The organism is Azohydromonas lata NBRC 102462 (assembly GCF_001571085.1).
Classification (GTDB): Bacteria; Pseudomonadota; Gammaproteobacteria; order Burkholderiales; family Burkholderiaceae_C; genus Azohydromonas; species Azohydromonas lata.
On record NZ_BCTC01000096.1, the window covers coordinates 1 to 24,266 of the forward strand.

Below are 24,266 nucleotides of genomic sequence, written 5' to 3' on the forward strand. Positions count from 1 at the left end.
GGCTTCGCGGTCGTGGCCGGCGAGGTGCGCACCCTGGCGCAACGCAGCGCCGAGGCGGCCAAGGAAATCAAGGCGCTCATCATGCGCAACGTCGAGCAGGTCGAGCAGGGCACGTCCCAAGTGGACCAGGCCGGCAAGACCATGGACGAGATCGTGAGCTCCATCAAGCGCGTGAGCGACATCGTCGGCGAGATCAGCTCCGCCACCACCGAGCAAAGCAACGGTATCCAGCAGGTCGGCGAGACGGTGAGCCAGATGGACCAGGTCACGCAGCAGAACGCCGCCCTGGTGGAGCAAAGCGCCGCCGCGGCCGAGAGCCTGAAGCACCAGGCCCAGCAACTGGTGCAGGCCGTGTCCTTCTTCAAGCTGTCCGGCGGCGCCGCGCTGGGCAGGCCGTCCACCATGGCCGAGGCCAGGCCGATCGCGATGCAGGCGGTGCAACGCGCCAAGGCCTCGTCCCAGCGCCACAGCAGCCCGGCTCGCAGCGCCGCCAGCGAGGTCGTGCCGGCATCCCGCGGGCGGGCTGTCGCCCAGGCCGACAGCGAGGAATGGACCAGCTTCTGAGCTGACGGCCCCGGGAACAGCGCCGCGGCCCGGGCGCTGTTTGCCGCTGCAGCCCCATCGGTAAATTTGTCCGGTACCAGGCAGGGCCGGCGCCCCCGGCCGGTCCCGGTGGGACAGTGATCAGGCACAGCCCGCCCCGCAGCCCCCTGCGCGGCGGGCTGTGTGTTTTCCGGGGCAGCCCGGTGCCGCCCCGGGCATCCCGTTTGATCCCAAGCGGCACCCGCAATCCGTCCGGCCGCCGCGGCGGCCCGTGCCGATGTCGCTGTTCCTGCTCCTGTGGCTCCCCTTCCTGGGCAGCGCGGTCGCCGCGCTGCTGCCGACCAGCGCGCGCAATCTCGAATCCCTGTGGGCGGCGGCCGTGGCGCTGGCCGTGGCCGTGCCGCTGGCGCTGCTGTACCCGCAGGTGAACGACGGCGGCGTGCTCATCGAACGCCTGGCCTGGCTGCCGGGCCTGGGCGTGGACCTGATCGTCCGGCTGGACGGCTTTGCCTGGATGTTCGCCATGCTGGTCAGCGGCATGGGGCTGCTGGTCATCGTCTACGCCCGCTACTACCTCTCCCCCGAGGACCCGGCCGCGCGCTTCTATTCGCTGCTGCTGGGCTTCATGGGCGCGATGCTGGGCGTGGTGGTGTCGGGGAACCTGGTGCAGCTCGTGGTGTTCTGGGAGCTGACCAGCGTCTTTTCCTTCCTGCTCATCGGCTACTGGTACCACCGCAAGGACGCGCGGCGCGGCGCGCGCATGGCTTTCACCGTCACGGCCACCGGCGGCCTGGCGCTGCTGGCCGGCGTGCTGCTGCTGGGCCACATCGCCGGCAGCCTGGAGCTGCAGACGGTGCTGGCCGAGGGCGAGCGCATACGCGCCCACCCGCTGTACCCGCTGACGCTGGCGCTGGTGCTGCTGGGGGCGCTGACCAAGAGCGCGCAGTTCCCCTTCCACTTCTGGCTGCCGCACGCCATGGCGGCGCCCACGCCGGTGTCGGCCTACCTGCACTCGGCCACCATGGTGAAGGCGGGCGTCTTCCTGCTGGCGCGGCTGTGGCCGGCGCTGGCCGGCACGGACGCCTGGTTCTGGGCCGTGGGCGGCGCGGGCCTGGCCACGCTGCTGCTGGGCGCTTGGGCCGCGATGTTCCAGAACGACCTCAAGGGGCTGCTGGCCTACTCGACCCTCAGCCACCTGGGCCTGATCACGCTGCTGCTGGGCTTGAACAGCCCGGTGGCGGCCGTGGCGGCGGTGTTCCACATGATGAACCACGCCACTTTCAAGGCGTCGCTGTTCATGTCGGTGGGCATCATCGACCACGAGACCGGCACGCGCGACATGCGCCGGCTCGACGGCCTCTTCCGCCACATGCCCTACACGGGGACGCTGGCCATCGTCGCCTGCGCCGCCATGGCCGGCGTGCCGCTGCTCAACGGCTTCCTGTCCAAGGAGATGTTCTTTGCCGAGACGGTGTTCGTCTCGGCGCACCCGGTGATGGAAGTGCTGCTGCCGGCCGCCGCCACGCTGGCCGGCGTCTTCGCCGTGGTGTATTCGCTGCGCTTTGGGCACGACGTGTTCTTCGGCCCGCCGCCGCGCCATCTGCCGCGCGAGCCGCACGAGCCCGCGCGCTGGATGCGCGTGCCCGTGGAGCTGCTGGTGCTGGCCTGCGTGGTGGTGGGCACGCTGCCGGCCCTCTCCATCGGCCCCATGCTGGCCACCGCCGCGCGCCCGGTAGTGGGCGGCACGCTGCCGGACTACAGCCTGTCGCTGTGGCACGGCGTCAACGCGCCGCTGCTCATGAGCCTGGTGGCGCTGGCAGTGGGCGTGGCCGTGTACGGGCGCTGGGCCGGCGCCTTCAAGCGCCGCCTGGCCCTGCACGTGCCGCTGCTGCCGGCCGACGGCAAGCGCCTCTTCGAGCGGCTGCTGGCCGGCGTGACGGCCACGGCCTGGCGTGCGCGGCGCCTGGCGGGCACGCGGCGGCTGCAGCCGCAGCTCATGTGCATGGTGGCCATCGCCGCGGCGGCGGGGCTGGGCTCGGCCCTGATCGTCCCGCTGGAGTGGGGACACCGCCCGCGCGTGCCGGCCACGCCGGAATTCGCGCTGCTGTGGGTGCTGGGCGGCAGCGCCGCCGTGGGCGCGGCCGTGCTGGCGCGGCTGCACCGGCTGGCGGCGCTGACGCTGTTGGGCGTGGTCGGCCTGGCGCTGTGCATCAGCTTCGCGTGGTTCTCGGCGCCGGACCTGGCGCTCACGCAGCTCGCCGTGGAGGTGGTGACGCTGGTGCTCTTCCTGCTCGGCCTGCGCTGGCTGCCGCGGCGCGTGGCGCGCGAGGAGGAATCACGCCACCTGCTGCGCAGCGCGCGGCGGCGGCGCCGGCGCGACCTGGCGCTGTCGCTGCTGGTGGGCGCGGGGCTGGCCACGCTGTCCTACGCGCTGCTCACGCGCACGGCGCCGCTGAGCATCGCGCCGGGCTTCCTGGTGCGCGCGCTGCCGGAAGGCGGCGGCACCAACGTCGTCAACGTCATGCTGGTGGACTTCCGCGCCTTCGACACCCTGGGCGAGATCACCGTGCTGGCCGTGGTGGGCCTGACCGTGTTTGCGCTGCTGCGGCGCTTTCGCCCGCCGGGCGAGGTGCAGCACCGCCCGCCGCAGCAGCAGGCCGCCACCCGCCGCGCGCACAGCGACCTGGCCCACCGCGCCACCCCCGGCGAGGCGGCGCAGCACTACCTGGAGGTGCCCGCCGTGCTGGTGCGGCTGCTGCTGCCGGTGGCGCTGATGTTCGCGGCCCACCTCTTCCTGCGCGGGCACAACGAGCCCGGCGGCGGCTTCGTGGCGGGGCTGGTGGTGGCCATCGCCGTGATCGCCCAGTACATGGTGGGCGGCACGCGCTGGGTGGAAGACCGGCTGCGGCTGCGCCCGCCGCGCTGGATCGCCACCGGGCTGCTGCTGGCGCTGCTCACCGGGCTCGGGGCGCTGGCCGTGGGCTACCCCTTCCTGACCACGCACACCGCCCATTTCAACTTGCCGCTGCTGGGCGAAGTGCACCTGCCCAGCGCCACCTTCTTCGACCTGGGCGTGTTCGCCGTGGTGGTGGGCTCCACGCTGCTGCTGCTCACGGCCATCGCGCACCAGTCGCTGCGCGCGCGGCGGCGGCCGGAGGAGGCGGACGGCGCGCCGGGCGCGTCCGTCCCGGACATGCAGGAGGTGCGCTGATGGAAGCCATCGTCTCCATCGCCATCGGCGTGCTCAGCGGCGCGGGGGTGTGGCTGATCCTGCGGCCCCGGACCTTTCAGGTGCTCATGGGCCTGTCGCTGCTGTCCTACGCGGTGAACTTCTTCATCTTCAGCGTGGGCAGCCTGGCGGTGGACAAGGAGCCCATCGTCAAGCCGGGGCTGCCGGCCGACCTGGAGCACTACAGCGACCCGCTGCCGCAGTCGCTGGTGCTCACGGCCATCGTCATCGGCTTCGCCACCACGGCGCTGTTCCTGGTGGTGCTGCTGGCGCTGCGCGGCTTGTCCGGCAACGACCACGTGGACGGCGAGGAGCCGGACGAGCGCGCCGCCCCGCCCGGCCGCACGCCCCGCGGAGGCGCGCCATGACCCCGGACGCCCTGGGCTTCGCGCTCGCCCCGCAGCACCTGGTGGTGCTGCCCGTGCTGCTGCCGCTGGCCACGGCCGCCGTGATGCTGCTGGCCGGCACGCGGCGCCGCGGCGCGCAGGCGCTGCTCAACCTGGCCTCCACCTCGGTGAACCTGCAGGTGGCGCTGCTGCTGCTGGCGCAGGTGGCCGCGGTGGCGCAAGCCGGCACGGCAGCGGGCGCGGCCGACACTGCGCAGGCCGGCGCCGCGGGCGCCCTGGCCGTGTACCTGCCGGGCAACTGGCAAGTGCCGCTGGGCATCGCGCTGGTGGCCGACCGGCTCTCGGCGCTGATGCTGGTGCTGGCCGGCGGCGTGGCGCTGGCCTCGCTGCTGTTCGCCATTGCGCGCTGGCACCTGGCGGGCGTGTATTTCCACGTGCTGTTCCAACTGCAGCTCATGGGGCTGAACGGCGCCTTCCTCACCGGCGACCTGTTCAACCTCTTCGTGTTCTTCGAGGTGCTGCTGGCCGCCAGCTACGGGCTGCTGCTGCACGGCGGCGGGCGGCAACGGGTGCGCGCGGGGCTGCACTACGTGGCGGTGAACCTGCTGGCCTCGCTGCTGTTCCTCATCGGCGTGGCCGTGCTCTACGGCGTGGCCGGCACGCTGAACATGGCCGACCTGGCCTTGAAACTGCGCGAGGTACCCGCGGGCGACCGGGGGCTGCTGCACGCGGGCGCAGCCATCCTGGCGGTGGCTTTTCTCGCCAAGGCGGCGCTGTGGCCGCTGAACTTCTGGCTGCCGCCGGCCTACGCGGCGGCGAGCACGCCGGTGGCGGGGCTGTTCGTGATCCTGACCAAGGTGGGCGTGTACGCGCTGCTGCGGCTGTGGACGCTGTGCTTCGCCCCGGGCGCGGGCGAGTCGGCCCTCTTCGGCAGCGCGGCGCTGGTGTGGGGCGGGCTGGTGACGCTGGCCTTCGGCTCGGTGGCCATGCTGGCCTCGCAGCACTTGGCGCGGCTGGCGGGCTACAGCGTCATCACCTCCTCCGGCACGCTCATCGCCGCGCTGGGCTTCAACGAGCCGGCCCTGAGCGGCGGCGCCCTCTACTACATGGCCAGCTCCACGCTGGCGGGCTGTGCACTGTTCCTGCTGGTGGAGCTGCTGGAGCGCGCCCGCCGGATGGAGGTGGACACGCCGCGCCTGGACGACCCGCGCCGCGTGCTGCCCACCTTCACCGATGCCGAGCAGCGGCCGCCCGTGGGCGTGAACCTGGACGACGAGGAGCAGGTGCTCATCGGCCGCGCCATCCCCGCGGCCCTGGCCTTTCTGGGTGTCGGCTTCACGCTGTGCGCCCTGGTCATCGCCGGCCTGCCGCCGCTCTCCGGCTTCGTGGGCAAGGTGGCGATGCTCAGCACCCTGCTCTACGTGCAGGGTTGGGCCGCCTGGACGCTGTTCGCGCTCCTGATCCTTTCCGGCCTGGCGGCGGCGACGGCGCTGCTGCGCGTGGGCATGCGCTGCTTCTGGACGCTGCAAGGCGAGCCCGCGCGGCTGCGTGTGGTGGAGACGCTGCCCGTGGGCCTGCTGCTGGCGGCCTGCGCGCTGCTGGTGGTGCGCGGCGAGGACGCGCTGCGCTACACCCGCGCCACGGCCGAGGCGCTGCACCGTCCCGGCCCCTACATGGACGCCGTGCTGCGCGCGCAGCCCGTGCCGCCGCCCTCGCCCGCCGCGGCCGGGGAGACCGCGCCATGAAGCGCTGGCTGCCCGCCCCGCTGCTGTCGGCCGCGCTGCTGGCGCTGTGGCTGCTGCTGCAGCAGGCGCTGTCCCCGGGACAAGTGCTTCTGGGCGCGCTGCTGGCGGTGCTCATCCCCAAGCTGATCGGCCCGCTGCGCCCGCCCACGGGCCCGGTGCGGCACCCGCTGCGGCTGGCGCGGCTGGTGCTGGTGGTGGGCGCGGAAGTCATTGCCTCCGCGCTGCAGGTGGGCGCGGGCGTGCTGCGCGCCCACCGCCGCCCGCCGCGCGGCACCTTCGTGCGCGTGCCGCTGGAGCTGCGCAGCGCGCACGCGCTGGCGGCGCTGGCGGTGATCACGGCGGTGATCCCGGGGACCATCTGGTCCGAGCTGGCGCCGGACCGCAGCACGCTGCTGCTGCACGTGTTCGACCTGGAAGGCGACGAGGCCGATTTCATCGCCCATTTCAAGCGGCGCTACGAAAGGCCGCTCAAGGAGATATTCGAGTGAGCGATATGTTGTCCCTGGCGATAGGCCTGACCTTGATTTTGTACGCGGCGTCCATGGGCATCGCGCTGATGCGCCTGGCCCGCGGCCCGGCCGCGCAGGACCGGGTTTTGGCCCTGGATTTCATGTACGTGGTGGGCATGCTGACCATGCTGGTGCTGGCCATACGTTACGACAGCAGCATGTATTTCGAGGCGGCCTTTTTGATGGTGCTGTTCGGTTTCGTCAGCTCGGTGGCCTTGGCGAAATTCCTGCTGCGCGGCGAGGTGATCGAATGAGCGGTGCGCCCTGGAGTGAAATCGTCGTCGCCGTGCTGCTGGTACTCAGCGGCGTGGTGGTGCTGGCGGCGGCACTGGGCTTGTGGCGGCTGCCGGACTTTTTCCTTCGCATGCACGCGCCGGCCCTGGCCTCCACCCTGGGCGCCTGGACAGTGACGCTGGCGTCCATCATTTTCTTTTCAGCGCGCAAGGAAGGGCTGGATTTGCACGTGTGGCTGATCATCGTGGTGCTGGCAATCACGGCGCCGGCGACGACGATGGTGCTGGCGCGGGCGGGAGTATTCAGGGGGAGGCAAAAAATGAAAAATACCTCGCCGCAAGAAATTATCCCAGACATAACCCAAAAAACAAAATGATGACTTTTTCCGCGGCACACCAAGAACCAACACAACGACCCAGCCTGCTTTTCATCAAAATCAATTTTTTTACAACAAAGCCTTCCATCCGTCCGCATGCTCAGATAATTATCAATTACCTTTTAAATCGAACCGACGTTGCCAGTATTTTCCCAGCCTTGGCAAAATCCAAGCCTTCCACAGCCTCACTCAATATTTGAAATTCTTCTTCATTCAAAATCGCTCTCAATTGGGAAGCCATTTTCCCGAACATCTCTTCCGCTTCAAAACTCTGGCTCTCCAGCAAGCTCACGAATTCATCGATCGCGGCCCCGTCCAGCGGCGCGTCAACCGCCATGGGCAGTTCCACCACGGGCGGCTCCAATACCGCCCGCGCGGCCACGCGATATTCAACAATCTGGCGAGACAGGCAAACGCAGAGATTCTGGGCGTCAGCCGCCGATAAACCGCCCCCCTTGAGCCCAAGCTCCAGCGCGTGCGCCGTTTCCTGCAGCCGGGTCAGGCCCAGCATGGACGCGCTGCCGCGCAGGCGGTGCATGCGGGCGGCCAGCCCTGGCGCGTCCTCGGCCAGCAGCCGCAGCGCGGCAGCTTCGTCCTCCAGCTCCGCCAGCGTCTGCAGCAGCCGCGCCAGCAGCTCCTTGAACAGTTTGAAATCGCCGCCCAGGCGACGCGACACGGCGGCCGTGTCCACGCCGGCCACCACGGGCCAGTCCGGCGCCGGCGGCTCGGCCGGCGCGGCGGCCACTGCCGCCGTCACGCTGGACTCGTAGGGCAGCGGCTGCCCCTGCGCCTTTTCCACGTGCCAGCGGATGCTGCTCACCAGCGTGCGCGGGTCCAGCGGCTTGCTCAGGAAGTCGTCCATGCCCGCGGCGCGGGCGTTGGCGCGCTCGCTCACCAGGGCACCGGCGCTCAGCGCCAGCACGGGCAGCCGCGTCAGGCCCAGCTCGCCGCGGATGCGGCGCGTAGCCTCCAGCCCGTCCATCACCGGCATCTGCACGTCCATCAGCACCAGGTCGTACACCGCCGCGTCCCGGCGCAGCCGCTCCAGCGCCTGCGCGCCGTCGTTGCAGGTGCTCACCAGCGCGCCCTGCAGCGCCAGGATGCGCTGCGCCACCTCGCGGTTGATGCCGCTGTCGTCCACCACCAGCACGCGCACGCCGGGCAGCGCGCGGCAGCCCACGGGCAGCGGCTGCTGGCCCGGCACGGCGTGGTCCGGGGCCGCGCCGTGCCGGGCCAGGGCCTGCGCCACGGCACTGAACAGGCTGGACGTGCTCGCCGGCCAGGCCAGCCGGCCATGCGGCAGCAGCGCAACGTCGTCGCCGTCCGGCGCTTCGTCGGCGCCCGCGGCTGCGGTGAGCAGCACCACCGGCCGGCCCGTGACGCGGTGCGCGGCCAGCGCCTGCGCCAGCAGCCCGCCGGCCTCGCCGGCCGTGGCGTCCAGCAGCAGCACGTCCGGGGCCGCGGCTTGGGCCTCGCCCGCCGTACCGGCCTGCGCGCCGGTGGGCTGGAGCTGGGCCGGCGCCTCCTTCAGCGCGGACGCCTGCGCCCGCCAGCCCAGGCGGCGGCACAGATCGCCCAGCGCCGTGCGGCGCGCGGCGTCGCCGCCGGCCACCAGCACCTGCAGCGCGCTGCCGGCCTCACCCGGGCGGCGGGACAGGCCCAGCTCCAGGGTGACGTCGAAGCGGCTGCCGCGGCCCACCTCGCTGCGCACCGACACGTCGCCCCCCATCAGGTTCACCAGCCGGCGGACGATGGACAAGCCCAGCCCCGTGCCGCCGAAGCGCCGCGTGGTGCCGGCGTCGGCCTGCGTGAAGGGCGTGAACAGGCGCTGCAGCAGCGCCGGCGCCATGCCGGCACCGCTGTCCTGCACGGCCAGGTGCAGCCGCACGCGGGCATCGTCCAGCGGCTCGGCGCGCACCTGCAGCGCCACTTCGCCGCTCTCGGTGAATTTCAGGGCGTTGGACAGCAGGTTGACCAGCACCTGGCGCAGCCGCGTGTCGTCGCCCACCAGCAGGTCCGGTGCGTCGGCGGGGTCGTCCACCGCCAGGCGCAGGCCCTTGGCGTGCGCCTGCGGCGAGAACAGGTCGCGCAGGTCCTGCAGCAGCGCGCGCAGGTCGAAGCTGCGCAGCTCCAGCTCCATCTGCCGCGCCTCGATCTTGGCCAGGTCCAGCACGTCGTTGACCACGCCCAGCAGCGTGCGGCTGGCCACCTGGATCTTGGCGACGGCGTCGCGCTGCTCGCCGTCCAGGCGCGACTGCTCCAGCAGGTAGGACAGGCCGATCACGGCATTGAGCGGCGTGCGGATCTCGTGGCTCATGTTGGCCAGGAACTCGCTCTTGGCCGCGTTGGCGGACTCCGCCGCGCGCTTGGCCTCGCGCAGCGCCGAGGCGACGGCGTGGCGTTCGCTGACGTCCTGGAACGTGCCCGTCAGCCGCACCGGGGGGCCGCCCGGGTCCGACGGGTCGCGGTCGGGCTCGCCCACCGTGCGCACCCAGACGTCGCGCCCGTCGGCCGTGCGGAAAGGCAGCTCCAGGTCGTAGCCCCGGCCCTCCTCGGCGGCCGCGCGCACGGCCTCGCGCAGCTGCTCGCGCCCCGGCCCGGGGTAGAAGTCCAGCACCTGCTCCAGCGTGGCCATGGACTCCGGGCCCGCACCCACGACGCGGCACAGTTGCGCGCTCCACTCCACGGCGCCGCTGCGCAGGTCCAGTTGCCAGCCGCCCACGCCCGATACCCGGCCGATGCGCTCCAGGAACGCCTGGTTGGCGGCGAGCTGCTGCTGGGTGGCCTTGGCGCGCGTGACGTCCTGGTGGATGCCGTGCACCCACTGCGGCGCACCGTCCGCGCCGCGGCTGGCCACGCGGGCGGTGGAATGCAGCCACACCCAGTGGCCCTCGCGGTGGCGCATGCGCAGCTCGACATCGTAGACCTCGGTCTCGCCGGCGAAATGCGCCTGCAGCAGCCGGTAGGCCTCGGCCACGTCCTGCGGATGCGTGAGCGCCTCCCAGGTCTGCACGGTGGCGGGGCGCAGCTCGGCGGCGGTGTGGCCCAGCAGCGAGGCCCAGCGCTCGTCGATGCGCAGCTCGCCCGTGGGCACGTGCCACTCCCAGGTGCCCACGTTGGTGTCGCGCAGGATGTCCTGCAGCCGCTGCCGCTTCGCGTCCAGCGCGCGGCGGCTCTGGACGATCTCCGTCACGTCGTGCAGCACGATGTAGAGGCCGGACGCCGGGCCGCCGCCGGACTGGTCAGGAATGAAGTGCATGAGCGCATGGCGCTCGCCGCGGCCGTCCGGCCGCAGGAAGGTGCGCTCCACCGTCCCGCGCTCGCCGCGCAGGGCCGCCTCCAGGTGCAGGCGGTTGCGCTCGAAAGCCTCCTTGCCGAACACGGCGCTGAAATGCCAGCCCGTCACCGTCAGCGGGTCCACGCCGAACCAGTCGCGGTAGGCCTCGTTGGAGAAGCGGTTCAGCAGCCCGGCGTCCCAGTGGCAGATGGCCGAAGGCAGCGCGTTGATGATGTTGCGCAGGTCGCGCCGCGCGCGCTCCAGCTCGGCCGTGCGCTCGGCCACGCGCTCCTCCAGCGAGGCGTTGAGCCCGCGCAGCTCGGCGGCCTGCTGCGCGTCGCGCCCGCGCAGGGCCTGCAGCGTGTCGGCCAGCTCGTGCGCTTCGCGGTAGGCCGCGCCGCGCAGGCGCAGCGCGCCGGGCGCGGCCTGTGCCAGCGCGCCCGTGATCTGGCGCAGCGGCCCGGCCAGCCGCCTGGCCAGCGCGGGCGTGAGCAGGCCTAGCGCCAGCGCGATGGCCAGCGTGGCCAGCACCAGTTGCAGCCGCAGCGTGCCGTAGGCGGCCAGCGCCGCGTCCATGGGCTGGCGCACCACCACCACCCAGCCCAGGCCGGGATAGCGGTCGCGCGCCCGGGTGGGCTCCACCGCGACCAGGCCGCCGCTGCCGGCGGCAAACCAGCCGGGGTCGGCCACCGCGGCGCGCTGCAGCGCGGGCAGGTCCAGCCTCGCGTCGGCGTCGCCCGGCGGGCCGACCAGCACTTCGCCGTCGGCGCGGGCGATGCGCACCTCCACGCCGCGCGCGGCCAGCTCCGGCGACAGCAGCCCGCGGCTGAGCGCGCGCGCCCACTCCCAGCTCAGATGCACCGCCAGCACGCCCTGCACCCGCCCGCCCTCCACGATGGGCGCGGACATGTCCACGAAGCGCCAGGGCTCGGCGCTGGCGGGCAGCACCCCGGCCAGCAGCGCGGCCGGGTGCACGTCGCCCACGTAGGGCACGCCCTGCACCGCGCGCTTGAACCAGGGACGCTGGGCGGCGCTGCGGCCTTCGAGCAGCCCGTCCGCGGCGGCCAGCACCTGCCCTTGGGCATCGGCCACGCCCACCCAGGTGCTCAGCGGCGACTTGTCCTTGACCGCCTGCAGCGCCTCGCGAAGCTGCTCGGGGTGGTCCAGCGCATGGAGCTGGCGCGACGCGGCCATGGAGCGGACCTCGTCGTAGCGCTCGGCCATGCCGCGCTCCAGCTCGTCGCGCAACTGCCAGGCCACCTGCGCCAGCGCCTGGCGCGACTGCTTCACCTCGTGGTGGCGCACGAAGCGCTCCATCACCAGGCCCAGCACCAGCGCCGTCACCAGCACCGTGCCCACCAGCATGCCGGCGGCCCAATGCGACAGCGGACGGGCCTGGGAGCCGCCGCGCGGCCCGGGAGGAAGGGCTTGCATGAGAAGAAGGGTCAGAACAGCGCGGCCGCAGCCGCAGCCGCTGTCGCGGCCCCCGGCAGCGCCGGCGGCAACAGCGGCTGCGCCAGGCCCAGCGCGGCGTCGAAGCACCAGGCCTGGTCGCGCCCGGCGGCCTTGGCGGCGTACAGCGCCTGGTCGGCCTGGGACAGCAGCGCCTGGTCGACCTGCGGCAACACCAGCCCGGCCGCGCGGGCCGGAACGACGGCCACGCCCACGCTGGCCGTCACGTGCGGCGCCACGGCCGAGCCCGCATGCGGCAGCGCGCGATGGCGCAGCACCTGCATCACCCGCGCCGCCACGGCGGCCGCCCCGGCCGCGTCGGTCTCGGGCAGCAGCAGCGCGAACTCCTCGCCGCCGTAGCGGGCCACCACGTCGTCCGGGCGCAACCCGCCCAAGCGCAGCGCGGACGCCACCTCGCGCAGGCAGGCGTCGCCCGCGGGGTGGCCGTGGCAGTCGTTGTAGGCCTTGAAGTGGTCCACATCGAGCAGCAGCAGCGCCAGCGGCCGGCCGCCGCGCAGCGCGCGCTGGCATTCGGCGGACAGCCGCTCGTCGAACACGCGGCGGTTGGCCAGGCCCGTGAGCGCGTCCGTGCGCGCCAGCCGCTCCAGCTCCAGCGTCATGCGGCGCAGCCGCAGCTGCGTGGCCACGCGCGCGCGCAGCACCAGCGGGCTCACGGGCTTGGCGATGAAATCGGCCGCGCCCAGCTCGAACACCCGGGCCTCGGTGCGCTCGTCGCCGTGGCTGGTGATGAAGATGACGGGCACCTGCGCAAAGCGCGCATCCCGCTTGAGCGTGCGGCACACCTCGAAGCCGCTGAGGCCGGGCAGCTCCGCGTCCAGCAGCAGCAGGTCCGGCGGCTCGGCCAGCGCGCGCTGCAGCGCGTCCGCGCCGGACGTGGCGAAGCAGCGGCCCGCATGGTCGGCCAGGATGCGGCCCAGCGCGCGCAGCATCACGGGGTCGTCATCAACGATGAGGATCTTTTCCGGCGGGGAGGACAACGGCGGGGCGGCGAACGCCGCGCTGCTGAAGGGCCCGCGCGCCGTCCTTGATCAAAGTAAAGACATCACGTATTCGGCTCGCGCGCAGGCCGTTTTAAGCGCTGCCCAGGCGGAAGTCCGAGAATTAGTGACGCTTACCGCACCCGGGCCGCCCGGTACGGCCGCAGCCGCCTGGGGCCGGGGCGCGGCCGGCCCGCCGAGCGGCTCAGCCCGCAAGCCGCTGCAGCAGGTTGCGCAGCCGGCCCGCGGCCACCGGCTTGACCATCACTTCCAGCCCGCTTTCCGAGACGCGGCGCAGCTCCGGCGGGGTGGTGTCGCCCGTGACCAGCACGGCCGGCACCTCCAGGCCCCAGTGCCGGCGCACGGCGGCGATGGCGGCGATGCCGTCCGGGCCCTCGCCCAGGTGCAGGTCGGAGACGATGAGGTCCGGCGCCCGCGCCAGGGCGCGCTGCGCCTGCGCGGCCTCCTGCGCCGAGGCGGCGACCACGGCCTCGTGCCCCCATTCGCGCAGCAGCCCGCCCAGGGCTTCGCGTATGGCCTCCTCGTCCTCGATGACCATCACCATGCGCGCGGCCGGCACGCGTGCCACCAGCGGCGGCGCCGGCACCTCGGCCGCCGGGCAAGGCCCGGTCCGCGGCACGCTCAGGCGAAACACCGTGCCGCGCCCCGGCAGCGACGCCACGGTCAGCCCGTGGCCCAGCAGCTGCGCCAGCCGCTTGACGATGGACAGCCCCATGCCCAGCCCGCGCGAGCGCGTGCGCGCGCCGCCGTGGCCCACCTGGTAGAACTCGTCGAACACCCGCGGCAGCTCGGCCGCGGCCATGCCCATGCCGGTGTCCCACACCTCCACGTGGACGTGCCGCCCGGCGCTGCGCGCCACCACCACCACGCCGCCGCGCTCGGTGTACTTAAGCGCGTTCTGCACGAGGTTGGCCAGCAGCCGCTCCAGCAGTTGCGGGTCGCTGCTCACCCACTTGCCCCCCGGCGCGAAGCGCAGGTTCAGGCCCGCCAGCTCGGCGCGCCCGCTGAACTGCACGTACAGGCGCTGGAACACGTCGCGCAGCGCCACGGGCTGCGCCTTGGGCTGCACGGTGCCGGCGTCCAGCCGCGAGACGTCCAGCAGCACGTTGAAGGCGCGGTCCAGCCCGTCCACGGCGCGCAGCAGGTTGCGCACGTAGGGCTCGTGGTCGCTGCCGCCCAGGCGCTGCTCCAGCGTGGCGGCGAACAGGCCCAGCGCGTGCACGGGCTGGCGCAGGTCGTGGCTGGCATTGGCCAGGAAGCGGGTCTTGTCGCCGTCGGCGCGCACGGCCCGGTCGCGCTGCGCGGCCAGCAGCCGCAGCGCCTCCTCGCGCTCCAGCCAGGCCAGGGCCCGGCTGCGCCAGCGGGCTTGCCGCCGCGTGGCCCACCCCGCCAGCACCACGCAAGGCAGCAACAGCAGCCCAAGCGACGTGAAGGCGTCGCCCATCCCGCCCGCCCCCTGCTGCCAATGCGCCAGCGCCACGCAGCCCGGCAGCAGCAGGGACAGCAGCGCCGCGGCCCCCAGCGGCGCCAGCGCCGCCGCCACGGCCAGCGCCACCAGGCCCAGCACCGCCCAAAGCAGGCCGCGCGGCCCCGGCAGCCAGGCCATGGCGCCCAACATCAGCAGGCACAGCGCCGTGAGCAGCACGAAGTTGCGCAAGGAGCCGCGGCGCGGCAGCGCGGGGCCCACGAACCACACGGGCCGCACGGCCCAAGCCACCCACAGCGCGGCGGTGCACGCGGCCCACAGCGGCGCGCCGCTGCCCGCCGGCGCAACCGACAGCGCCGCCCCCAGCGCGCACAGCACCGCCAGCACCACGCCCGCGGCACCCTGGCGTATGTCGGCCACCGCCAGGTCGTACAGCCGCCGCTGCCGCGTGCGGCGCTCCGGCCAGGGCTGGCGCGGCGCCTCGTCCGGCGTGCCATGGCCGTTCACGGCCACGTACACGCCGCGCCCGCCCGGCGGCGGCGCGGGCACGCCGCCGGGTGGCGGCATGGCCGGTGCGCCGGAAGCAGCCCGCGACACCACCGTCACACCAGGCAGCGGACCCATGCCGCGCCTCAGCGAAACAGGCTGATCAAATGCGACCGGGATTTCACGTCCAGCGCCAGCAACAGCGCCGAAACATAATTTTTGACCGTCCCCAGGGACAGCGACATGCACTGGCTGATTTCCTGGTTCGCGCAACCGGACAAAACCAGCTCCAGAATTTCCAGATGCCGGGGGCCCAGCTCGGAAACCCGCTCATAAAGCGTGGAGCCGGTGAATTTCGGGAACAGTGCGCCCGCCGCGCAAACCGCCCCCTCGCGTTTGTCGGAGCGGGTTTGCAGCAGCGCGCCCAGGGTGCGGCGCATGTCTTGCATCACCGCGCCCTTGTGCAGGTAGGCCACCGCGCCCAGCGCGCGCGCCTGGCGGACCACGAACTCGTCCTGCGTGCCGCTGAACACCGCCACGCGCGCCTCGGGATGGCACTGCACGAAGCGGCGCAGGCCCTGCAGCCCCTTGCTGTCGTGGAGGTTGAGGTCCAGCAGCACGGCGTCCACCGGCTCGTGGCGGGCGTACACCTCCAGCGCCTCCTCCAGCGACGCCGCCTCCAGCCAGGCGACCGGCACGCCGTCGATTTCCGCATACAGCGAGCGCAAGCCGCAGCGAATCAATTCATGGTCGTCCACCAGCAGAATTCGACGCGAAACCAGGCATTCGATTTTCACTTCCTGGATTTCCGCCGCTCTTGGAATCCAGGAGGACTCGCTGACACATTGCATATCGTCCCCCAATCGAAAATGGCAAATACGCTGCAAGCCTTCGTTTATGGCACCGGAATTTATTTTCAAACTCCGACACGAAACGTTGGCAAGCTGAAAAACATTGTGTGGGATCGCAATATGTTTGCCATCTTCACAAGGAGCTGGCTCGCACGGGGGAGACGCCGGGCGTCGCGCAAGGCGTGTGCCGCAAAACGGCGCCGGCCGGGCGCAGGGCCCGGCCGGACGGTGTCACTCGCGTGGGGGAGACGCGGGGGGCTCAGAGCTGGTTGGGCGGCGTGATGCCGTAGCGCTTCATCTGCCGGTAGATGGTGGCGCGGCACACGTTCAAGGCCTGCGCGCTGGCGGTGATGCTCCACTTGTGCCGGCGCAGCACCTGCAGCAGCTCGCGGGCGTGGGCGTCGTCGGCCAGGGCGTCGGCCTGCGGCGCCTCCTCGCCAGCGGGCGCCGGCAAGGCGGCCGTCGCGCCGAAGGGGACCGGCAAGGCCACCGGCGCCACGGGTGCCGCTGGCACCGGCAGGGCCTGCGCCGCACCCTGGGCCATCTCGGCCGGCAGCTCCGCGGGCGTGACCGGCTGCCCGCCCGCCAGCGCCAGCGCATAGCGCAGCGCGTTGCGCAGCTCGCGCACGTTGCCCGGCCAGCGGTGGGCCAGCAGCAGGCGCAGCGCCGCGTCCGTGAGGCTGGCGCCGGCGAAGTGCAGGCGCTGCGCCTCCTCGGCGAACACCGTTTCGACCAGGTAGCGCACGTCGCGGCGCTCGCGCAGCGGCGGCAGCCGCAGCACGGCGCCGCTCAGCCGGTAGTACAAGTCCTCGCGGAAGCTGCCGCGCTCGATGGCGCCGCGCAGGTCGCGGTGCGTGGCGGCGATGACGTTGAGCGTCACCGGCACGGGCTTGTCCGCGCCCAGGGGCAGCACTTCCGACTCCGACAGCACGCGCAGGAAGCGCGTCTGCAGGTGCAGCGGCATGTCGCCGATCTCGTCCAGGAACAGCGTGCCGCCGTCGGACTGCGCGATCAGCCCCTTCATGCCCTTGCTGCGCCCGCCGGTGAAGCTGCCCGGCGTGTAGCCGAACAGCTCGCTCTCGATCAGCGACTCGGGGATGGAGGCGCAGTTCACCGCCACGAACGGTTTGCGCGCGCGGCTGCTGTGCTCGTGCAGCGCCTTGGCCAGCACCTCCTTGCCCGCGCCGGTCTCGCCCTGGACGAGCAGCGTCACGCCGCTGTCCACCAGGCGGCCGGCCTGGTGGATGAGCTGCTGCATGGCCGGGTCGTCCCCGGCCAGGCGCTGCAGCGCGCTGCGGGGCGGCGCCGCCTCGGCCATCACGGTGGCCGGCGGCGGCATGCGCAGCACCGAGCCCGCGCGGGTGCGCGGCGGCACGACGCTGGGGAAGTAGCGCTGGCCGTGGTGCGGGAAGCGCGTGGCCACCTCCGGCGCGGCATGGCCGCGCGCCAGGCTCCACAGCGCCGAGGGGCTGATGTCCAGCAGATCGGTCAGCGGCGTGCCGACCAGGCCGCCGGCGTCGCGGTCGCCGCCCAGCGTCTGCCAGAACTGCCGCCGCGCGCCGGTGTTGGCGCCCACGATGAGGCCGTCCTCGTCGAAGGCCAGCATCAGCTCGCCGGAGACCTCCACCAGCCCGCGCACGCGCCCCAGGCGCAGGATCCAGCGGTCGCCGAAGGCGCGCAGGAAATTGGCGTCCTCGATCATCTGCGCGTACATGGTCGTGAGGTGCCACACCAGGTGCTGGCTGTCGCGCCCCGACGGCGAGGACAGGGCCGAGACGTCCAGCACGCCCAGCAGCGCCCCGTCCGGCGCGTACAGCGGCGAGGAGGTGCAGGTCAGGCCGATGTGCGTGGCGTCGAAGTGCTCCTCGCGGTGGCAGGTGATGGTGGTGCGCTCCATCAGGCAGGTGCCCACGCCGCAGGTGCCCGCGTGCGCCTCGTTCCAGTCCGCGCCCACGTACAGGCCCGCGCGCTTGAGCTGCGGCTCGGTGGCGGGGTTGCCGATGTAGTCCACGGCGATGCCGTCGGCGTCGGTGAGCAGCAGCATGTAGCCCAGGTCCGCGACGCGGTGGAACATGTCCTCCATGCCGGCGCGGGCCACGCGAAGAAAGCCTTCCATGCGCTGGCGGTGCTCGCGCACCGCCGCGGAGGGCAGGATGCGCGCCGGCGTGGGCCGCGTCGGGTCCAGCCCGTGCTGCGTCATGCAGCGCGTCCAGGATTTGTGGAACAGCGAATCCGCCGCGGCGCGTTCGCGCGTGGCGCCCGTGCCAACGGCGATCACGTTGTCGATGTGGCGGGTCATCAAGGCATCGGCCATGTTCTTGTCTCCTCGTGCCGGCCGCTTCGCTGATCGTTGCGTTGCGGTCGTGCTGCTGGTGCACGGGGCCGTGTAAAGCCCGCATGGCGGCTGGCGCCGGGCTGGAATCATGGCCAGCGCGGGCCGGGCTGAAAACAGCAATAACCCCGACTTGAACGCAGTCCCTTGCGACGCACGGCTCACGGGTGTCGCAGCGCCATGCGACAGGTGTCGCACGCGCCGCCCTCCCCTGCGACACACGGCCGCCCCGCCCCGGCGACACGCCCGCCGCCGAGGGCGCCATGGGCCGTTTTCGCCCGCCGGCAGGCCGTTTTCCGGACATGGCATAGGCCTTGCGGTTAAGCCCTCCGCCAGTGTTGCGGAGTCCAGGCGAATGTCGATGCGGTCCAGTCAGAACAGCGATGAGGTGTGCGTGGGGATCATTGCCAACCCGGTGTCGGCCCGCGACATCCGGCGCGTGATCGCCAATGCCAGCAACCTGCAGATCGCCGAGCGCGTGAGCATCGTGCTGCGGCTCATGAGCACCCTGAAGTCGCTGGGCGTGGGCCGCGTGCTGGTGATGCCGGACAAGGCCGGCATTCGTGCGCTGCTCAACCGTCACCTGCAGCGCGAGCGGCCGGACGCGGACCTTTTCCCCGCCGTCGAGTTCCTGGACATGGACGTGACGTCCACGGTGGAAGACACCTTCACCGCCGCGCGGCTCATGCGCCGGCGCGGCGTGCGCGCCCTCATCGTGCTGGGTGGCGACGGCACGCACCGCGCCGTGGTGCGCGAGGTGGCGGACGTGCCCATCGCGGGCCTGTCCACCGGCACCAACAACGCCTTCCCCGAGCTGCGCGAACCCACGCTGGTGGCCATGGCCGTGGCGCTGCACGCCACGGGCCGCATCCCGGCCGAGCACGCGCTGGCCTGGAACAAGCTGCTGGAGGTCAGCATCGACGGACCCGACGGCAGCCGCCGCGACATCGCGCTGGTGGACGCCGTCATCTCCACCGAGCGCTGCATCGGCGCGCGCGCCGTGTGGAAGACCGACCAGCTCACCGCGGCGTACTTGACCTTCGCCGACCCCACGGCCATCGGCCTGTCGGCCATCGGCGGGCTGCTCATGCCCGTGGACCGGCGCGAGCCGCGCGGCCTGGCCGTGCAGCTCGCCGGCGACGGACACGCCAAGCGGCTGGACCTGCGCGCGCCCATCGCGCCGGGGATGCTGCTGGACGTGCCCATCTCCAGCTGGACGGCCATGCCGCCGGACGAGCCCTTCGAGGTGCGCCACGCCGGCGGCATCGTGGCCCTGGACGGCGAACGCGAGCTCCCCTTCGATTCCGGCGAGCGCGTGCGGCTGACGCTGCGCGTGAACGCCTTCCCCACGGTGGACATCCCCCGCAGCCTGCACTTCGCGGCGCGGCAGGGGCTGCTGCACACCGTTTCCTAAGCAACCTTCCACAGGAGGCAAGAACCATGGCTGTGAACCCCTTCCCGCTGGAGCGGCAGGCGCTGCTGCAGTGCTACCGGACCATGCGCACCATTCGAGAGTTCGAAGAGCGGCTGCACGTGGACTTCGGCCGCGGCGACATTCCCGGCTTCGTGCACCTTTACGCCGGCGAGGAAGCCACGGCGGTGGGCATCATGAGCCACCTGGGCGACGGCGACCGCATCGCCAGCACCCACCGCGGCCACGGCCACTGCATCGCCAAGGGCGTGGACGTGGTGGCGATGATGAAGGAGATCTACGGACGCAAGGGCGGCGCCTGTAACGGCAAGGGCGGCTCCATGCACATCGCCGACCTCTCCAAGGGGATGATGGGCGCCAACGGCATCCTCGGCGCGGGCGCGCCGCTGGTGTGCGGCGCGGCGCTGGCGGCCAAGTACCGCAAGAGCGGCGAAGTGGCCATCTGCTTCGTGGGCGACGGCGCCTCCAACCAGGGCACCTTCCTGGAGAGCCTGAACCTCGCGGCGGTGTGGAACCTGCCGGCGCTCTTCGTGATCGAGAACAACGGCTACGCCGAGTCCACCTCGCGCGACTACGGCACGGCCGTGGACAGCTACGTGGACCGCGCCAGCGGCTTCGGCATGCCCGGCGTCACCGTGGACGGCACCGACTTCTTCGCCGTGCACGAGGCCGCCGGCGAGATCATCAAGCGCGCCCGCGAAGGCGGCGGCCCCGCCCTGCTCGAATGCAAGATGGTGCGCTTCTACGGCCACTTCGAGGGCGACGCCCAGACCTACCGCGCCCCGGGCGAGCTCGATGACATCCGCAACAACCGCGACTGCCTGCGCAAGTTCGCGGCCGAGGTCACGGGCGCCGGCATCCTCACCGCCGACGAGCTGCAGGCCGTGGACCACGAGGTGCTGGGCCTGATCGAGGACGCCGTGCGCCAGGCCAAGGCCGCGCCGCTGCCCACCGCCGCCGACCTGCTCACCGACGTGTACGTCAAGTACTGAGCACGGCGCGCGCCTTCACATCACAAGCATCAATTTCAGCCATCCAGCCAGGAGACAGGACATGGCCAGGAAGATTTCACTCAAGCAGGCCGTCAACGAGGCCATAGACCAGGAAATGGCCCGCGACCCGTCGGTCATCATGTTGGGCGAGGACATCGTCGGCGGCGCCGGCGCCGAGGGCGAAATGGACGCCTGGGGCGGCGTGCTCGGCGTCACCAAGGGCCTCTACGCCAAGTACGGCGACCGGCTGCTGGACACGCCGCTCTCGGAAAGCGCCTACGTGGGCGCCGCGATTGGCGCGGCCTCCTGCGGCATGCGCCCAATAGCCGAGCTCATGTTCATCGACTTCATGGGCGTGTGCTTCGACCAGATCTTCAACCAGGCGGCGAAGTTCAAGTACATGTTCGGCGGCAAGGCCGAGACGCCCGTCGTGATCCGCGCCATGGTGGGCGCGGGCTTTCGCGCCGCGGCGCAGCACTCGCAGATGCTCACGCCGGTGTTCACGCACATCCCGGGCCTGAAGGTGGTTTGTCCCAGCACGCCCTATGACACCAAGGGCCTGCTGATCCAGTCCATACGCGACAACGACCCGGTCATCTTCTGCGAGCACAAGAACCTGTACGCGCTCGAAGGCGAGGTGCCGGAAGCCTCCTACGCCATTCCCTTCGGCGAGGCCAACGTGGTGCGCGAGGGCGAGCACGTCTCCATCGTGACCTACGGCCTCATGGTGCACCGCTCGCTGGAAGCCGCCGCGGCGCTGGCCAAGGAAGGCGTGGAAGCCGAGGTCATCGACCTGCGCACCCTCTCGCCGCTGGACATGGACACCGTGCTGGAGAGCGTGGAGCGCACCGGGCGCCTGGTGTGCGTGGACGAGGCCAGCCCGCGCTGCAACATCGCCACCGACATCGCCGCGCAGGTCGCCATGCAGGCCTTCGGCGCGCTCAAGGGTCCCATCGAGCTGGTCTCGCCCCCGCACGTTCCCGTTCCCTTCTCACCCACGCTGGAGGACCTCTACATCCCCAGCGCCGCTCAAATCGCCGACGCCGTGCGTCGCACGCTCAAAGGAGGTAAGCGCTGATGGCTGCTGCTGGCATCACTCCCATCGTCATGCCCAAGTGGGGCCTGTCGATGAAGGAAGGCACCGTCATGTCCTGGCTGGTGGAGGAAGGCGACGAGATCACCGTCGGCAAGCCCATCCTGGAGGTGGAGACCGACAAGATCGCCAACGCGGTGGAGGCGCCGGACCCCGGCGTGCTGCGCCGCAAGGTGGCGCAGGCCGGCGAGCTGCTGCCGGTCAAGGCGCTGCTGGGCGTGATGGCGCCGGCCGAGGTGTCGGACGCGGACATCGACGCCTATGTCGCCGCGTATGAGACGCCCTCGGCCGACGGGGAGGACGCGGACGACGCCGCGCCCGCCTATGCCTGGACGACGGTGGACGGCATCCGCGTGCGCTACGCACGCCGGGGTGCTGCCGGCGGCACGCCCGTGCTGTTCATCCACGGCTACGGCGGCGACCTGGACAACTGGCTGTTCAACATCGACGCCGTGGGCGAGGTCGCGCCCGTCATCGCGCTGGACCTGCCCGGCCACGGCCAGTCCGACGCCAAGCTGCCGGGCACCAGCCTGGCCGCGCTGGCGGACTTCACCGCCCGCTTCCTGGACGCGGTGGACGTGCCCCAGGTGCACGCCGTGGGCCACTCCATGGGCGGCGCCGTCGCCGCGCAACTGGCGCTGGCGCACCCGGCACGCGTGGCCTCGGTCGCCTTGATTGCACCGGCCGGCCTGGGCGAGGACCTCAACCACGGCTACACCGAAGGCTTCGCCACGGCCGCCTCGCGGCGCGAGCTCAAACCCGTGCTGGAGCAGCTCTTCAACGACCCGGCGCTGGTGAGCCGGCAGATGGTGGACGACGTGCTCAAGTACAAGCGGCTCGATGGCGTGGAGCCGCTGCTGCTGTCGCTGAGCCGGGGCCTGTTCCCGGACGGGCGCCAGGCGGCGCGGCCGGGGCTGGAGCTGGGCTCGACCGGCAAACCGGTGCTGGTGGTGTGGGGGACGGAAGACCGCATCGTCCCCGCCGCCCATGCGCAGCACGCGCCCCCGGGCGCCACGGTGGAGCGCTTCGAAGGCGCGGGCCACATGGTGCAGATGGAGCGCGCCAGCGACGTCAACCGGCTGCTGCGCCGGCATGTGGGCGGCTGAAGGCACGGCCCTTCCCGAGGTGGCCGGCGGGCCGCCTCGGCCCGGCTTCGCGCTGCTGCCCACCGCCGGCACGCAGGACGACCTCGCCCTGGAGCAGCGGCTGCTGGACCAGGCCGCCGAGGGCGGCGCCTTCGCCGCGGTGTGGGAATGCCACCCCGCGCTGGTGGTGCCGCCCACCTACCGGCGCTTCGAGCGTTTCGAGGCCCTGTGCGAGCGCTCGGCGGCCGAGGGCTGGCCGGTGGCCGTGCGCCGCTCCGGCGGCGGGCTGGTGCCGCAGGGGCCGGGCATGGTCAACCTGAGCCTGGCCTGGCGCACCCCCGCGCGCCTGTCCGATGCCATGGAGCCCGTCTACCTGGGCCTGTGCGCGCTGCTGCAGCACGCCTTCGACGGCTTCGGCGTGCAGGCGCGGGCACAAGCCGTGGAAGGGTCGTTTTGCGACGGCCGCTTCAACCTCGCGCTGGACGGCCGCAAGGCCGTGGGCACGGCGCAGTACTGGAAGCGGATCAGCGCCACCGAGCACGTCGTCCTGGCGCACGCCTGCGTGCTGGTGGAAGCCGACCTGGCGCTGCTCGTGCACCGGGCCAACGCCTTCGAGGCGCGCCTGGGCAGCGACAAGCAGTACAGCGTGGACGCGGTGGCCAACCTCGCGGACTGCGCGAGCGCGGCGCCGACGGCGCCCGCGCTGTCGGCCTGCAGCTTCTCGCAGCGGCTGGCGCAGGCCGCCGCACAGGCGCCGCTGCCGTGCTGAGCCCCGGGAGCGCATCACCCATTGCAACCACGCCTTCGTGAAGGTCCGCGGCTACGAGTACGACGAGCTCATAGGCCGGCCGCACAGCCTGGTGCGCCACCCCGACATGCCGCCGCTGGCCTTTGCCGACATGTGGGCCACCATAGGCCGCGGGCGGCCCTGGAGCGGCGTGGTGAAGAACCGCCGCAAGAACGGCGACCACCACTGGGTGCCGGCCAACGCCACCCCGGTGCTGGAGGGCGGCAAGCCCGCGGGCTACATGTCCGTGCGGCTCAAGCCCACGCGCCAGCAGGTGCAGGAGGCCGGGCAGCTCTACGCCCGGCTGGCGGCCGAGCAGGCGGCGGGCCGCCCAAGCATCAAGCTGCATGCGGGGGCGGTGCGCCGAGTGGGCTGGCGCGACCTGCCGGCGCGGCTGCACCGCCTGGGCCTGACGCAGCGCATGGCGCTGGGCCTGTCGACGCTGGTCCTGGGCAGTGCGGCCGTGCCGGCGGCGGCCGGCTTGCCCGCGGCGGCGCCTCGGTGGACAACATCGTCAAGACGATGGCCGACATCATCGGCACCATCGAAGGCATTGCCTTCCAGACCAACATCCTGGCGCTCAACGCAGCGGTGGAATCGGCACGCGCGGGCGAGCAGGGTCGCGGCTTCGCGGTGGTGGCCTCCGAGGTGCGGGCGCTGGCCCAGCGCAGCGCGGTGGCCGCCAAGGAAATCCACGAGCTCATCAACGCCGCCTCCGCCCAGGTCGAGGCGGGCGTGCACCGGGTGCGCGAGGCCGGCGGCACGCTGGGCGAGGTGGTCGGCTCGGTGCAGCGCGTGGCCTCGCTGGCCGACCACATCTGCAGCACGGCCGAGGAGCAGTCCGGCTGCATCGCCCAGATCAACGAGGCCGTGGCGCACATCGACGCCGCCACCCAGCAAAACGCCGCCCTGGTGGAGCAGACGGCCGCGGCCTGCGAGGCCTTGAAGCGGCGCGCCGGCACACTGGTGCGCGCGGTGCAGGTGTTTCGCGTGGCGGCGTGAGCCGCGCGCACGGCCTTTGGGCCCTGCCGCGGCCCCGGGGTGTGGCTAG

General features: G+C 72.3%; 18 protein-coding genes and 1 pseudogene. 14 read left to right on the forward strand and 5 right to left on the reverse strand.

The annotated features are described in order from the left end of the window. From ALA01S_RS24070 to mnhG, 7 genes are all read left to right on the forward strand, one after another. Positions 1-564, forward strand: a 564-nt coding sequence (locus ALA01S_RS24070) for a methyl-accepting chemotaxis protein (RefSeq protein WP_238455925.1), incomplete at its 5' end; no start/stop codon positions are given. A gap of 256 nt (positions 565-820) precedes the next feature. Then, complete coding sequence (locus tag ALA01S_RS24075) at positions 821-3,754, forward strand: monovalent cation/H+ antiporter subunit A (protein ID WP_066341839.1); 2,934 nt, start codon at positions 821-823, stop codon at positions 3,752-3,754. Continuing rightward, a complete protein-coding gene (locus ALA01S_RS24080; protein ID WP_066341840.1) occupies positions 3,754-4,140 on the forward strand; it encodes a Na+/H+ antiporter subunit C in 387 nt (128 codons plus the stop codon). Before ALA01S_RS24075 ends, ALA01S_RS24080 begins: the two co-directional genes overlap by 1 nt. Continuing rightward, positions 4,137-5,864, forward strand: coding sequence for a monovalent cation/H+ antiporter subunit D (locus tag ALA01S_RS24085; protein ID WP_066341842.1), 1,728 nt, complete (start codon positions 4,137-4,139; stop codon positions 5,862-5,864). The genes ALA01S_RS24080 and ALA01S_RS24085 overlap by 4 nt, the downstream gene beginning before the upstream one ends. Continuing rightward, positions 5,861-6,352 carry a Na+/H+ antiporter subunit E gene (locus ALA01S_RS24090; protein ID WP_066341844.1) on the forward strand — a complete coding sequence of 164 codons (492 nt, stop codon included), beginning with the start codon at positions 5,861-5,863 and terminating at the stop codon, positions 6,350-6,352. Before ALA01S_RS24085 ends, ALA01S_RS24090 begins: the two co-directional genes overlap by 4 nt. 5 nt (positions 6,353-6,357) lie before the next feature. Beyond that, on the forward strand, positions 6,358-6,627 hold the full coding sequence (locus tag ALA01S_RS24095) for a K+/H+ antiporter subunit F (protein WP_373863010.1): 270 nt from the start codon (positions 6,358-6,360) through the stop codon (positions 6,625-6,627). Next, positions 6,624-6,983, forward strand: coding sequence for a monovalent cation/H(+) antiporter subunit G (gene mnhG / locus ALA01S_RS24100; RefSeq protein ID WP_066341849.1), 360 nt, complete (start codon positions 6,624-6,626; stop codon positions 6,981-6,983). Before ALA01S_RS24095 ends, mnhG begins: the two co-directional genes overlap by 4 nt. Positions 6,984-7,098: 115 nt before the next feature. On the opposite strand, the gene ALA01S_RS24105 is transcribed toward mnhG, so the two are convergent. The 5 genes from ALA01S_RS24105 to ALA01S_RS24125 all read right to left on the reverse strand — a co-directional run bounded on the left by ALA01S_RS24105 (position 7,099) and on the right by ALA01S_RS24125 (position 17,808). Continuing rightward, positions 7,099-11,694: an ATP-binding protein gene (locus tag ALA01S_RS24105; protein ID WP_066341852.1), complete on the reverse strand. Its 4,596-nt coding sequence runs from the start codon at positions 11,692-11,694 to the stop codon at positions 7,099-7,101. A gap of 11 nt (positions 11,695-11,705) precedes the next feature. Beyond that, positions 11,706-12,710: a diguanylate cyclase gene (locus ALA01S_RS24110; protein ID WP_084267885.1), complete on the reverse strand. Its 1,005-nt coding sequence runs from the start codon at positions 12,708-12,710 to the stop codon at positions 11,706-11,708. Between the two features lie 205 nt (positions 12,711-12,915). Continuing rightward, on the reverse strand, positions 12,916-14,781 hold the full coding sequence (locus ALA01S_RS24115) for an ATP-binding response regulator (RefSeq protein WP_066341854.1): 1,866 nt from the start codon (positions 14,779-14,781) through the stop codon (positions 12,916-12,918). 8 nt (positions 14,782-14,789) lie between these two features. Next, positions 14,790-15,530 carry a response regulator transcription factor gene (locus ALA01S_RS24120; protein WP_218011520.1) on the reverse strand — a complete coding sequence of 247 codons (741 nt, stop codon included), beginning with the start codon at positions 15,528-15,530 and terminating at the stop codon, positions 14,790-14,792. A gap of 223 nt (positions 15,531-15,753) precedes the next feature. After that, entirely contained in the window at positions 15,754-17,808 is a 2,055-nt protein-coding gene (locus ALA01S_RS24125; protein WP_066341858.1) for a sigma-54-dependent Fis family transcriptional regulator, read from the reverse strand. 379 nt (positions 17,809-18,187) lie between these two features. On the opposite strand from ALA01S_RS24125, the gene ALA01S_RS24130 reads away from it, so the two are divergent. The 7 genes and pseudogenes from ALA01S_RS24130 to ALA01S_RS34965 all read left to right on the forward strand — a co-directional run bounded on the left by ALA01S_RS24130 (position 18,188) and on the right by ALA01S_RS34965 (position 24,217). Next, complete coding sequence (locus tag ALA01S_RS24130; protein ID WP_066341859.1) at positions 18,188-19,240, forward strand: ATP-NAD kinase family protein; 1,053 nt, start codon at positions 18,188-18,190, stop codon at positions 19,238-19,240. Positions 19,241-19,266: 26 nt separating this feature from the next. Next, entirely contained in the window at positions 19,267-20,250 is a 984-nt protein-coding gene (locus tag ALA01S_RS24135) for a thiamine pyrophosphate-dependent dehydrogenase E1 component subunit alpha (protein WP_066341861.1), read from the forward strand. A gap of 61 nt (positions 20,251-20,311) precedes the next feature. Then, the gene (locus ALA01S_RS24140) at positions 20,312-21,328 is read left to right on the forward strand and encodes an alpha-ketoacid dehydrogenase subunit beta (RefSeq protein WP_066341863.1); all 1,017 of its coding nucleotides are present in this window, start codon (positions 20,312-20,314) and stop codon (positions 21,326-21,328) included. Then, positions 21,328-22,449 carry an acetoin dehydrogenase dihydrolipoyllysine-residue acetyltransferase subunit gene (locus ALA01S_RS24145; protein WP_066341865.1) on the forward strand — a complete coding sequence of 374 codons (1,122 nt, stop codon included), beginning with the start codon at positions 21,328-21,330 and terminating at the stop codon, positions 22,447-22,449. The genes ALA01S_RS24140 and ALA01S_RS24145 overlap by 1 nt, the downstream gene beginning before the upstream one ends. After that, positions 22,436-23,197: a lipoyl protein ligase domain-containing protein gene (locus tag ALA01S_RS33445; protein WP_066341870.1), complete on the forward strand. Its 762-nt coding sequence runs from the start codon at positions 22,436-22,438 to the stop codon at positions 23,195-23,197. The genes ALA01S_RS24145 and ALA01S_RS33445 overlap by 14 nt, the downstream gene beginning before the upstream one ends. A gap of 37 nt (positions 23,198-23,234) precedes the next feature. Then, positions 23,235-23,405, forward strand: a pseudogene (locus ALA01S_RS34960) (PAS domain-containing protein); the annotation flags it as partial. A 311-nt stretch (positions 23,406-23,716) separates the two neighbouring features. Then, complete coding sequence (locus ALA01S_RS34965; RefSeq protein WP_066341872.1) at positions 23,717-24,217, forward strand: methyl-accepting chemotaxis protein; 501 nt, start codon at positions 23,717-23,719, stop codon at positions 24,215-24,217. Positions 24,218-24,266 lie beyond the last annotated feature (49 nt).